A 12533-nucleotide genomic window follows, 5' to 3' on the forward strand; every position below is an offset into this window, starting at 1 on the left:
TTATGTGTCAAGCGCAGTCGTTCAATTGCCGCTGAACACCCAGTCGAACAGCTCCCTGTTCGCCGCAATCATCGTCCGCACGCCCCGATCGGAGATGTGGTTCGTATCGTTGAACCAGACGTCTAACCCCTTGTAGGGGCGGCAGAATGCGTCGTCGCAAAGGGCTGGCCTGGGATCGAGAAATTTGACCTCAGGCCGGCCTTCGGTGGCTGCCGACAAGCGTTGCCAAGCCCGGTGTACATTCTTGTCTGCCTCGGCCCGCGGGACCGCACAGTTTTTGTCGACGTCCAGGCCGTAATGCAGAGAGCGGCTGACGCAGACGGGTGCGGACCTTGGGAACAGTGGTGTAGGTCCAATAATAAGGACGCGCTTCACCCCTTTGGTCTGGAGGTAATCCAGCGTTTCTCTAAAAGACCGGACAAAGACTGCGTCCTGATCGGTGTCGGCAACGTCTGCCCCGATCTCAGCGAGCCAATATTTCTCTCTGTCAGCACCGTAGAGCGCCCACCGCGAATACAGGATCGCGTAGTCGAACTTCAGATCCGTGCTTTGCAAAGCAGAGAGCATCTGAACTTTTAGCTTTTTGCATTTCGCCCCGTTTTTCGTGGTTGTGTCGGACGTGATGCTGATCATCGAGGGGCAAGCGGCCGAACCAAAGCCCGCGAGCCGGACGCCGTGACTTTGGGCTTCCTCCTGAAGCTCTTTGAGTGCCGCCGCAGCCTGGGAGTCGCCAAAAGCGAGCCCGATCCTCGCGCCGTTCAATCCGGCCTTGCACTTGTCCAGGTTGCTTGCGACGCGAAAGTCGCACTGTCCGAGGTTCATTGTCTCGGTCGCGAATAGCGTGTTTGGCGTTCTGTCTTTGGCTTCCTCGGCGACAGCCTCCATGGACGCGGTTCCGCCCGTCGCGACGAGCAGGCAGGCCGAAGCACCGATGAGCGCTGGCGACCAAGGGAGGACTTGGAAGCGCCGGCGGCGCCACTCCAGGATCGGCTGCTCAAGCGCATACCGCGTCGCGAACGCCGCAGCGAGGGAAAGGCCGACCATGAGCCCATCCCACGCCAAGTGGTGATCTCCAAAATTGTAGATGCGGCCGAAGGTGAGGAACGGCCAATGCCAGAGATACCAGGAATAAGAGACGAGCCCGATCAGGACCATCGGCGACCAGGACAACAGCCTAGCGACGAAAATCCGAGGTGAGGCAACCACGGCAAAAATGACCGCAGCAGCGCCAAATACGGGTAGCGCCGCCAGATATGATGGAAACGGCATCGACTTCTTGAACATGACCACTGCAACCAGGATTGCGAGTAGGCCAACGGCGCCGATTGCCTCCAGCGTCAGACGGTTCAGACGCGCGGCGTACGGCAGCGCGAGCACGATGGCGCCGCCCGCGATGAACTCCCACGCCCTCAGCGGCATCAGATAGAAGGCAACGTTCTTCTCTTCGACTGTGAAGTAGATGCAGGCAGCCAGTGAGGCCGTGAAGAGAAGCGAAGCCACAATGCATGCCGCGGCGCGCGGCAACTTCCACAGCGCATACAGAACGAGCGGAGCCGCAATGTAGAACTGCTCCTCGACCGCGAGGCTCCAGAGGTGAAGGAGGGGCTTGGTGTCCGCCAGGGCGTTGAAATAACCCTCCTGGCTCAGGAAGAGATGATTGATGGCGAAAATGGCCGACCAGCCGACCTCTTGCGCGAACGCCCTGTACTCGTCGGGCAGAACCAGGACATGGGGCGCGACCGCGAGGCAAACGACAATGACGAGCAGGTAGGGTGGCAAGATGCGGAGAGCACGCCGCGACCAGAAATCACCGAACCGGAATCTTCCCTGCTTCAGCCCATCCAGGATTTGGCCGATGATCAGAAAGCCTGAGATGACAAAAAACACGTCGACCCCGACGAACCCGCCAGGAAGCACACGCGCCTTCCAGTGGAAGATCACCACCGACAGAACGGCAACGGCTCTCAGTCCGTCGACAGGAGCGAAGTAGCTCCCCAAGACGGAACGATCCCGGTCGCCGAGGTTGGCTTTCTGCATCTCCCCTCCCAATGCTCACCCGGCGGATCGGGCCTCGCTGCGCTGCAAACCGCAACCCTTTCGTCGTCCTTTCGTCCGAGATTGGTGTGGACAGCGCAACCCGTAATTACTCGCACCGAGCATAACGCCAAGGTAACCTTGGGGAAACCGAGCCGCAGTAGGATTACTTCCTTGCGGGTCGTTTCCCTGGGGGCGGGATTTTCATGCACGTCGTAGCTGCAGAGTGCGCTCAGCGCACTGGTGAAGGATGCTCTTTGCCTATCCCGGATCCAGCCCATCAGACCCAATCGCCCTTTCCGCTCTTGATCGAACAGGCTCCCGAAGGCTCGGGACGGTTCATCATGCTGACCCTATTAGCCCCCCTCGTCGTGGCGCTTCTGGTGCCATTTTGGCTCCTCGTCACGCATCTCATGACCGACCCCGCCGCCAGGGCGGTACTGACCGCCCGGCCCCTTGTCGGGTTGCAGCTCGGATTGGGCTTGCTCGTTCTCCTATGGATTTTCGGCTGGCCCCTAGCCCACTTGGCCCGCAATGCGATCGCCCGCCGCCGCATCAAGATCGATGGCAGCCATGTCCGGTCCAGCGAGTCCCGGTCCTTCGGACGGCGCGGCTGGACAGAGCCTCTTTCGGCCTATGCCGGGGTCACGCACCGGGTCCGTACCACCCATTCGGGCGTCCGCCATGAGCTCGTTCTCGTTCACCGGAGGCCCTCGAGATCCGTGATTTTGCTGTCCTCGCAGCATATTTCGACCGAAACTGTAGAGGCTGCCGCTCGACTCTTGGCTCTTGCCGAAATTCCGTCGCGGGAGGCCGCTAGCTTCGCCCCCCTGCACGGGTTCTTTCATCTAGCGGAGCCTAAGCCCCAGCTCGCAACCGCCTAGCTCTGGCGCCATCGGGGGGCTTTGACTAGACAACGCGCGCGTGCTGAATGAGGGGTGTCGTCGGCCTCGCCTTATAGGCGTGGCCATGCGCGAAACAGCGGAGCTTATTTGATGACGATGGTTTGCCAGCGTGTATCCCAGGGGGGACGCGCAAACGGGTTCAAGGCGGCAGCTTTCTCGCTCCTCATCCTAGTAGCCGGTTCCTTCGCAGCAGCGGCTGAGACGCCCGCAGCGTACATGCAGCGCGTCGCGAACGAACTCATCGCGGCCCAGCGCTCCGGCTCGGAAAACGATTACGCGACGGTGCTTCGCAGCCACGCAGACGTGCCAACGATCGCGCTCACGGCGCTCGGGTCCTATGCCCAAGGCCTCGCGAAGTCCGACCGGCCCGCCTACTACGCCGGCATGATCAACTTCATTGCGCGCTACGCCGGCAAGGAAGGCCCGAAGTATCCGGTCGCCAAGGCAATCATGGTGGGGCAGACGAAGGAAACTGCTGCGGGCATCTACGTCGACAGCCGCGTCACGTTGCGCACCGGCGAGACTTATGACGTCCGCTGGCGGCTCGTCCGCCGCGGCGGCGTGTTCAAGGTCCGGGAAGCCGAGATTATCGGCTTCGAGATGACGACCTTCCTGAATACCCTGTTCCAGAACTATATCTCTGAGAACGGCGGCAACCCGCGCACGCTCGTCATTGCGCTCAATCGCTAACGCTGCGCGACGCTCTCTCTTGGCATGAGCGTACGAAGTCGGGCTAAGGTTCGGGATCAGATACCGATTCCGCCGTTTTCGGCGGAGCGGTGAGATTGCATCCGCCCTCGCCCGACGGGAGACGCCATGAAGCCCGATACACCCCGTCCGCGCCGCCTCAAGGACTATCGCCCGCCGGCGTATCTGGTCGACCATGTCGATCTCGATTTTTCGCTCGATCCCGAGCGGACGGAAGTTCGCGCGCATCTGCGCATGCGCCGGAACCCCTTGGCTGATGCCGCGGGCAAGCCTCTCGTGCTCGATGGCGAGCAACTCGAGCTCAAGTCCATTGCCGTCGACGGCACGCCGCTCTCTGCCGACAGCTACACGATCGACGAAACTTCGCTCACCATTTCGAAAGTCCCTGCGCGCCCTTTCACGCTGGAAATCCAGACGGTCATCAATCCGGAGGCCAACAAGGCCCTGCAAGGCCTCTACCGGTCGCGCGGCGTCTTCTGCACGCAATGCGAGGCCGAGGGCTTCAGGCGGATCACGTTCTTCCCTGACCGACCAGACGTGCTTGCGACTTACACCTGCCGGATCGAGGCGGACGTCAGTCTCGCCCCCATTCTTCTCGCCAACGGCAACCCGGTCGAACGCGGGCGCCTCGCCAAGGGACGCCATTTCGCGGTCTGGCACGATCCCCACCCCAAACCCAGCTATCTCTTCGCTCTCGTCGGCGGCGATCTCGGACACATTTCGTCGACCTTCAAGACGATGTCCGGACGCAAAGTCGATCTCAAGATCTACGTCGAGCACGGCAAGGAGGCGCGCGCCGAATGGGCGATGGATTCGCTCAAGCGCTCTATGAAGTGGGACGAGACCCGCTTCGGACGCGAATACGATCTCGACGTGTTCAACATCGTCGCCGTGTCCGACTTCAACATGGGCGCGATGGAGAACAAGGGGCTCAACATCTTCAATGACCGGCTGGTGCTCGCCTCGCCCGAGACGGCAACGGACGCAAACTTCGAATCCATCGAAAGCGTCGTGGCCCATGAGTACTTCCACAACTGGACCGGAAATCGCATCACGTGCCGCGACTGGTTCCAGCTGTGCCTCAAGGAAGGACTCACGGTTTTTCGCGATCAGGAGTTCTCGGCGGACGAGCGCTCCGCGACCGTGCAGCGGATCATGGACGTACGCCTACTGCGCGCGGCGCAGTTCATAGAAGACGCCGGACCGCTGGCACATCCTGTTCGGCCGGAGTCGTATATCGAGATCAACAACTTCTACACGGCGACCGTCTACGAGAAGGGCGCCGAGCTCGTCCGCATGATCGAGACGATCCTGGGGCCGAAAGATTTCCGCCGTGGCATGGATCTCTATTTCGCTCGTCACGACGGACAGGCGGCGACGATCGAAGATTTCCTCAAGTGCTTCGAAGATGCATCGAAGCGCGATCTCTCGCACTTCAAGCTCTGGTACTCCCAGGCCGGCACACCCGAGCTTGTCTGCGCAATGTCCTACGACAAGGCCAAGAAGCAGGCGCAGATCAAAATCGAGCAAGTGCTGCCGCCGACCCCGGGCGAAATCAAGAAAAAGCCGCTGCATATTCCAGTGAAGATCGGTCTGATCGGAGGCAACGGCCAGGAGATTGCGCTCAAACGCGACACGGGCGAAACAATCGAAGACGGCATCGTGCATGTGACAAAGCGGACGCAGACGTTCCGCTTCGACGATGTGCCTTCAGCGCCGGTGCCGTCCATCCTGCGCGGTTTCTCGGCGCCGGTGAACGTGACGCTCAACCTCTCGGATCGCGACCTCGAATTCCTGATGGCGCACGATCAGGATCTGTTCAACCGCTGGCAGGCAGCGAACACGTATGCGACGCGTACGCTCGTCGACATGGTGAAGAGCCTGCGCAAGGGCGAACGGCCGGCCGCTCGCGCCGCGAGCTTCGTCAAGGCGCTCGGGGCCGCGGTCAGCGCGGGAGATCTCGAACCCGCCTACCGAGCGGAACTGCTCAAGCTTCCGAGCCAGGCCGACATCGCACGTATCATCGGACGCAACGTCGATCCCGGACTTATCTTCCGCGCGCATCGCCTGCTCGCGAAAGAGACCGGAACAGGGCTCGGCTCGCTTCTGGAAGACCTCTACGCCGAGATGCGCGCCAAGGGCGCGTTCTCGCCCGACGCGCAAAGTGCCGGTCGCCGTGCGCTGCGCAACGCCTCTCTGACCCTCCTGACGGCCCGCGGCTCTGCAGGCGATGAAGCGCGTCTCGAGGAACACTTCTTCAAAGCCAGCAACATGACCGACGAGCAGCATGCACTGATGCTGATCGCGGCGCGGTCGGGACCTTTGCGCGAAAAGGCGCTTCAGCGCTTCTTCGACCGCTGGAAGGGCGACCACCTCGTCATCGACGCCTGGTTTGCCGCGCAAGCGCAGTTCCCGCTCCGGTCGGCGCTCAGCCACATCCGAGCGCTCACCCGCCATCCGTTGTTCAGCATTACGGCGCCGAACAAGGTCCGCGCGCTGATCGGAACATTCGCGATGCAGAACCCCGTGCAGTTCCACAGGCCGGATGGTGCAGGCTACGATTTCCTCGCCAAGCAGGTCCTTGCGATCGACCGCTTCAACCCGTCGATTGCCGCCCGGATGCTGGCCGCATTCCGGACCTGGAACAGCCTCGAAACAGGCCGACGGGCAGCGGCCAAACGCGCGTTGCAGGGCGTCCTCAAAGCCCCCGAACTCTCCCGCGACGCTTTCGAGATCGCATCCAAGATGATCGATCAGTAACACCCCAGAAAACTCTGATTGCGCTCATTTAATCTCCCTCGACAGGAAGAGCTCGAATCGGTGAACTAAGCTGGTGATTCGCCGGCGTACCGGCACGCGTAATCCCCGTTGAAAACTCGAAAATTTGCAACTGGAGACTAGGATGGCTGGGACTCTATCCGCCTGTCCACGGGACGGGTCTGTCCTCGGAAACGAGGCGCAGACACGCAAGGCGGTCTCCGCAATCCTTTCGACTATCGGCCCTATCCGGCTGCTCCAAGTTGCAGCTGCCGTCTATGCTTGTGCGCTTGCCTACACTGTCGCGTTTCACGCTTTCTCATTGCCGTCCGTCGCCATCGTCGTTTCCGGCCTGGTCCTGACGTTGCTTGCGCTTCGCCTATCGCAACTCAACGCCCGGCCCAGCTCCGACTCCTCCTCAACAACGGCCGATCTCTCCCCGGCCAAAACTCTCTCCCTAGAGCAACAGGGCAGCGGGGCTTCGCCCTCCCCGCTGCCCTTCATAGGGGAACGGATCGCCATCAATCGCGACGCTGTTCAACTGACGGGCCTCGCCCGCGCCGCAGCCCGGCTCAGCCACCTTTCCTCCGTGCGTGCTCATCCCTGGGGCGACCTCATTGCCCGGGTCAGCCACGAGCTTCGCACGCCCCTCAACGCCGTCATCGGATTTTCCGATGTCATGCAGTCCGAACTGCTCGGCCCCGTCGGTCACCCGCGCTACCGCGAATACGCCCGCCATATCCGCGACTGTGGCCGCGATCTTTTGAAGTCCGCCGAGGACACGCTGGCCATCACCTGCCTCCTGGATCACGATCCGAATTCCGTCGGCGAAACCGGCGTCGATTTCCGGCAGATCGTCGAACAGGCTTGGTCATTCCATAGTGATCGCTCCGAGAGCCGGTTGTCTCTCGTCGCCGATATTCCGGAAGGCCTGGAAGTGCTGGTCGACAGCCGCCCGCTCCGGCAAATCCTGATCAATCTCTTTGCCGAGGCGGTGCGCCGCTCGGATGCCGGAGGAATACTGGGCCTCGTGGCGACACTCGACGGCGACCTCGCTCAGATCGAGATCTTCCTGCGCGGGCAGCCTGGAGAAGCGAGCGTCGGCCAAGCCTCCCTGCCCATTTGCCTCGCGCGTGCGTTGCTCGAACTGCATGGCGCCACGCTTGTCGAGGTCGACGATCCCTATTCGACCTGGCGCGCTGTTACGGTTCTGCGCTGCGCAGCCCAGAACGACTTTTTCGGCCGCGCGGAGACTTTCGTTCCGAGCCAGCCGGCGCTCTGCTGAAGAAGTCCCAGAGGCGATCAGTTGTCGCCAGGTGCGTCCTTGGCTGCCTCCTGCTTATCTTTCTTGGAGGCGCGCGGCTTGGGTGGTTCGCTCTTTTTGCGCCACCAGTCGGCCAATGTCCGCCGCTCGGCCGGAGTCAGCTGTTCGGCGTGTCCCAGGAACGACGTGACCGCAGCCTGACGAAACGCCCGCTCTTTTTCCGCAACGTTTGTAATGGCGCTCTCCAGCGCGGCACGATCAAAGGGATCGGCGGCGAGACGCTCGGCCGCAGCGCGGCGCGCCGTGCGGATCTCCTCCATCAACGGCTTCAGCTTGGCGCGGTCCTCGCGTAGCAGCTTGCGGAACTCCTTCCGCCGCTCCTCGGGAAGCTCCCGCGACAGGCCCATCAAGCCGAAATCCTCGCCGCGCATATGGCCAGGCCGTGGCGGGCCATACTTGGTGAAGCCGTACATCGTACCGGCTACCGCGCCCAAGATGAGCAGATTGAGCGCGAGTGACGCGATCAACGCATACTTCAGGCGCCGTGATCCGGGAGGGCGAGGTTCTGCGCCCGGATTGGAGACGTCGGTCACAGAAGCTCCTCCTCAAACATGGAGATCGAGTTGCTGTCGAATGCGATCTGCGCCGGATCCATGTCGTTATCCGAAGATGTGCTGCTGGCCACCAGGGGATCTACGGCCCTGTCGAACGTGCCAGACAGGCCGGCAAACGCACCGAGGACGAGTGAGGCTGCCAGCAGCGCAGCGGCCGGCCACTGCGCCTCGCCGACACGCGGGTTTTTGCGCTCGAATTTGGCCCACGCCACGCGGGCCTTCGGCGGCGAAGCGGCGGGGCTCTCTTTTTCGGCAGCGGCCAAAATCTTGTCGGCGAGAGCGCGGGTCTCGACTGCCGGCCGCGGCGCGAGGTCGAGCAGCCGGTCGAGCGCTTCCGCCTCGCGCAGGCGCTTCTGGGCCTCCGCGTCACCGGCCAGAAGACCAGCGAAGTCCCGGCGCACCGGCGCAGGCCAGCGCGTGCGGTCACTCCCGAAACGCTCGAGGACTTGTTCGAGCCCCTCAAGGCCCCGTCCGCCTGTCGTGTGTCTTTCAGTCATGGCCGTCGTCCCGGGCTTCCAATTCAACTGTCTTTCTCAAGCAGGCTTTTCCAGTCCTTCTCGAGGCTGGCGCGGAGCGCTCGCCGCGCGCGGGCGAGAAGCGATTCAACCGCCTCGTCCGATACGCCTAGAACCTCCGCCACCTCGGCCTGGCTCAGGCCTTCGTGGTGAAAGAGCGTCAGCGCGCGCCGCTGCCGCTCGGGAAGTGCATTCATCGCCTCGCCCACGCGCCGGGCGAGGTCCTGTTGCTCGAGGCCTGCCTCTTGGGTTGGTTCCTCGGCCATCTCGGGAACCTCGTCCGTCACGACGGTGCGCCGTGTCGATCTGATCCTGTCGAGACACAGATTCGAGGTCACCCGGCGCAGCCAGGGCCGCAGTCCGTGTGGCCCAAGTTCCAGGGTCTCGCCGGCTCGCCAAAGGCGGAGAAGCGCTTCCTGGGCGATGTCGTCCGCCTCGGCCTCATCCTTCAACATGCGCCGCGCGAGCGTAACGATTGAGGTAAGGTGGCGATCGACGAGGATGCGGAAGGCCTGACGGTCCTGGCGACCGACGCGCGTCACCAGCACGCGGTCCTCGGGCGCATCTGGCCAAGGTCCCGTTCGCACGTTGGCTTCCGGCGTCGTCGTCCCCATCGGTCCGCTTGGCTCCGCCCCTACCGTCGCACCGCTGTATTTCGTCCGTCCGCCGGGCAGCATTACGACCCTGCTCCGCAGATGTTCCTATCCGCGAAAACGGGGCTGCCCGCCGGAATCCGTCGCACTTTACCTTACAAGTTCAGAGAACTGCAGCTCGACTGCCGCCAGGGTCTCGCGGACTTGCCCCTCAAGGGACGCGAAATCTGGGGCGTCACCAGCGCGGGCCAAAAGGGCTTTGAGACCGCTCGATGCCGTTGCAGGGTCAAAAGGCTCTTCAAGACAAAGCCTTAGGATCTGGGTCAGATTGTGGATCAGCCTGGTGGCTTGTGTGAGGCTATCGGCGGCAGCCGCGGGGATCACGCCTGCCGCCGCCAGTTTGCGGTAGGCAGCCAGCGTATTCTGGTCAATCACCTCGGGGTGCTGCGCGGCGTGCACGAGTTGCAGGTGCTGGGCGATGAATTCCAAATCCACCAGCCCGCCCCGCACTTGCTTCAGATCCCAAATGTTGTCGGTGCCCTTTTCTGCTGCGATGCGGCTGCGCATATCGAGCACGTCTTTGGCGATGACTGCCGGGTCACGGCGGCGCACGAGGGTATCCCGGATGGCAGTCTCGACCTTGGAGCGGAGATCCTCCGGGCCAGTGATGACGCGCGCGCGGGTGAGCGCGAGGTGCTCCCAGGTCCAGGCTTCGGTCGCCTGATATTCTCGGAATGTGGAGAGCTGAGCGGCGACTGGCCCCTTCTGGCCGGAGGGACGCAACCGCATGTCGACCTCATAGAGCGTCCCTTCCGCTGTCGGCGCGGAGAGATGCGAAATCAGACGTTGCGTGAAGCGCGCGTAGTACTGGCTGGGCGCCAAGGGCTTCGGACCATCCGACTGGATTGCAGCGCTGTCGTAGTCGTAGACGACGATGAGATCGAGATCCGACGAGGCGGTCATTTCGTGACCGCCGAGTTTGCCCATGGCAAGAACCACCGCACCGCCTCCGGGGACTCGCCCGTGAGCGCGTTCCATCTCCTTTTCGACGTCCGCGGCGAGGGCCGCAATCAACCTCTCTGCCAGAAGCGCATAGGCGGTCCCTGCCTCACTCGCGTTGATAGTCCCCGTGAGAACTTTCACGCCGACGAGAAAGGCCTGCTCGCTGCCGACCACCCGCGCGCGATCCAGCACATCTTGCGGATCGACAGCATTTCCCAGCTCGCCCCCGATCACCGCGTCAAGCTCGTGCGACGAAGGCAACGCCGCAAACGCGCGCGGATCGATGACGGCATCGAGCAAACGCCGCCTGCGCGAGAGGATGCGCGCAAGGCGCGGGGCGGTTCCCATGATCAGCGCGATCAGGCGCATCAGTGCCGGATTGGCCTTGAGTAGCGAGAAGAGCTGAACACCCGCCGGCAATTCGGCCAGAAAGCGATCGAACGCTGCGAAGGCGCGGTCCGGATCGGCGGCGCCTGCGAAAGCTTTGACCAGATGCGGCTGGACCTCGGTGAGAAGCTCGCGGGAGCGCGGCGAGCGCACCGATGGATAACGGCCGTGATGCCAGCCGCGAACAGCGGACAGTACGTCGCTGGGGCGCGTGTACCCTATGCGCGAGAGCGCCGCGACAGTCCCGGGGTCATCGGTTTCTCCGGCGAAGACGAGATTCTCTCCTTCCGCGGTCAGCTCGGGCATGCCTTCAAACAGCCGTGCATAGTGGCCTTGCACGCGTTCGAGCACGGACAGGATCGCAGCGGAGAAGTCTGCGAGGCTGTCGTAGCCCGCAAACCTCGCGAAACGCTCGAGACTTTCCTGGTCTTTCGGAAGCTCCTGGGTTTGCTCGTCGGCGACCATCTGAATGCGGTGCTCGATCCAGCGCAGGTAAATGTACGCCTCAGCGAGTTCATCGGCGATGGGCTCCTCGATCCAGCCGTACTCGACGAGCACTCGGAGCGCTTCCAGTGTGCGCCGCGTCCGCAAATTACGCTGACGGCCGCCCGCAATGAGCTGCTGGGTTTGCACGAAGAACTCGATCTCTCGAATTCCCCCAGGGCCGAGCTTGATGTTGTGGCCTGCGACGCCGATGTCCCCGAAGCCACGGAAGGCGTGTATCTGGCGCTTCATAGCATGAATGTCGGCGATGGCTGCGAAGTCGAGATTGCGACGCCAGATGAAAGGGGCAAGCTCGGCGAGGAACAGTTCGCCGGCTTCAACATCACCGGCGACAGCGCGCGCCTTGATGAGTGCGGCGCGTTCCCAATTCTGGCCGAAGCTTTCGTAGTAGAGGGCTGCGGCGTCCGTCGAAAGCGCGATCTGGGTCGCGCCGGCATCCGGCCGCAAGCGTAGATCCGTACGGAAAACATAGCCCGCTGCGGTCCGCTCATCGATGAGCCGGACGAGATCGCGCGTCAGCCGCACGAAAAATGTCGGGGGCTCCAGGCCGGGTTTCAGGCGCGCGCGTTGCAGCTCGTAGAAGACGATGAGATCGATGTCGCTCGAATAGTTGAGCTCGAAGGCCCCGTACTTTCCGACGCCGAGAACCATGTAGCCAGACGAGGCCGCGGGATCCGGATCACCGTCAGCGATCCAATCCCCTTTCGCCACGGCCTGACGAAAGAGAAAGCGCACAGCGCCCTTGAGAGCCGCGTCGGCCGTCTCCGACAGGGCACGCGTCACGTCGTTGACGGTCCAAACGCCGCCAAGATCACAGAGGGCGATGAGGAGTGCGACCTCGGATTTGTAGACGCGGAGCGCCGTCATCGCATCGGCGAGAGTTTCCACTTCGGTGAGGCGATGAGCCAGACGATCCGACAACTCCGCAAAGCGGCGCTCGGGTGCCGAGCGCAGGATTTCTTCGAACCGCTTGGGATTTCGGGTGATCTCGCTCCGGAGGTAGGACGACCCCGCGACAATGCCCGAGATCAGTGCGCGAACCCGGTTTTTCTCGACCAGCGCGACCAGTCCGCCAAGACTGCTGTCGCGGCGCCAGTCTTCCAGCATGGGGTCGAGACTTGCGCCTCCAAGTGGATCCTGGGGCCAACGCTTTGACCCATCCATGCGCTCAAGCAACGTACCCTGGGCTGGATGTTCACCCGCCATGACGTCTCCCCTCGTTGTCTCACGGCGGTTCTGCCGGCCTGCTC

9 protein-coding genes are annotated in these 12533 nt (G+C 62.7%); 4 read left to right on the forward strand and 5 right to left on the reverse strand.

What is annotated here, in order from left to right; all coding sequences use genetic code 11:
- Positions 1 to 21 precede the first annotated feature (21 nt).
- Positions 22 to 2037, reverse strand: coding sequence for an acyltransferase family protein (locus VHO05_RS18565; protein ID WP_329648100.1), 2016 nt, complete (start codon positions 2035 to 2037; stop codon positions 22 to 24).
- Between the two features lie 341 nt (positions 2038 to 2378).
- On the opposite strand from VHO05_RS18565, the gene VHO05_RS18570 reads away from it, so the two are divergent.
- The 4 genes from VHO05_RS18570 (at position 2379) to VHO05_RS18585 (ending at position 7689) form a co-directional block, all read left to right on the forward strand.
- A complete protein-coding gene (locus VHO05_RS18570; RefSeq protein ID WP_329648101.1) occupies positions 2379 to 2918 on the forward strand; it encodes a hypothetical protein in 540 nt (179 codons plus the stop codon).
- Between the two features lie 111 nt (positions 2919 to 3029).
- The gene (locus tag VHO05_RS18575; protein WP_329648102.1) at positions 3030 to 3629 is read left to right on the forward strand and encodes an ABC transporter substrate-binding protein; all 600 of its coding nucleotides are present in this window, start codon (positions 3030 to 3032) and stop codon (positions 3627 to 3629) included.
- A 126-nt stretch (positions 3630 to 3755) separates the two neighbouring features.
- Positions 3756 to 6407, forward strand: coding sequence for an aminopeptidase N (gene pepN / locus VHO05_RS18580; RefSeq protein WP_329648103.1), 2652 nt, complete (start codon positions 3756 to 3758; stop codon positions 6405 to 6407).
- Positions 6408 to 6549: 142 nt separating this feature from the next.
- Positions 6550 to 7689, forward strand: a complete 1140-nt coding sequence (locus VHO05_RS18585) for a HAMP domain-containing sensor histidine kinase (protein WP_329648104.1) — start codon at positions 6550 to 6552, stop codon at positions 7687 to 7689.
- A gap of 17 nt (positions 7690 to 7706) precedes the next feature.
- Here VHO05_RS18585 and VHO05_RS18590 read toward each other — a convergent pair whose 3' ends face one another.
- The 4 genes from VHO05_RS18590 to VHO05_RS18605 form a co-directional block, all read right to left on the reverse strand.
- Complete coding sequence (locus VHO05_RS18590) at positions 7707 to 8261, reverse strand: periplasmic heavy metal sensor (protein WP_329648105.1); 555 nt, start codon at positions 8259 to 8261, stop codon at positions 7707 to 7709.
- Positions 8258 to 8779 carry a hypothetical protein gene (locus VHO05_RS18595; protein WP_329648106.1) on the reverse strand — a complete coding sequence of 174 codons (522 nt, stop codon included), beginning with the start codon at positions 8777 to 8779 and terminating at the stop codon, positions 8258 to 8260. Before VHO05_RS18595 ends, VHO05_RS18590 begins: the two co-directional genes overlap by 4 nt.
- Positions 8780 to 8802: 23 nt before the next feature.
- Positions 8803 to 9411, reverse strand: a complete 609-nt coding sequence (locus tag VHO05_RS18600) for a sigma-70 family RNA polymerase sigma factor (RefSeq protein WP_329648107.1) — start codon at positions 9409 to 9411, stop codon at positions 8803 to 8805.
- A 129-nt stretch (positions 9412 to 9540) separates the two neighbouring features.
- Positions 9541 to 12489, reverse strand: a complete 2949-nt coding sequence (locus VHO05_RS18605) for a bifunctional [glutamine synthetase] adenylyltransferase/[glutamine synthetase]-adenylyl-L-tyrosine phosphorylase (RefSeq protein ID WP_329648108.1) — start codon at positions 12487 to 12489, stop codon at positions 9541 to 9543.
- Positions 12490 to 12533: the final 44 nt, after the last annotated feature.

Origin of the sequence: Hyphomicrobium sp. (genome assembly GCF_036262015.1) — a bacterium.
Classification (GTDB): Bacteria; Pseudomonadota; Alphaproteobacteria; order Rhizobiales; family Hyphomicrobiaceae; genus Hyphomicrobium_C.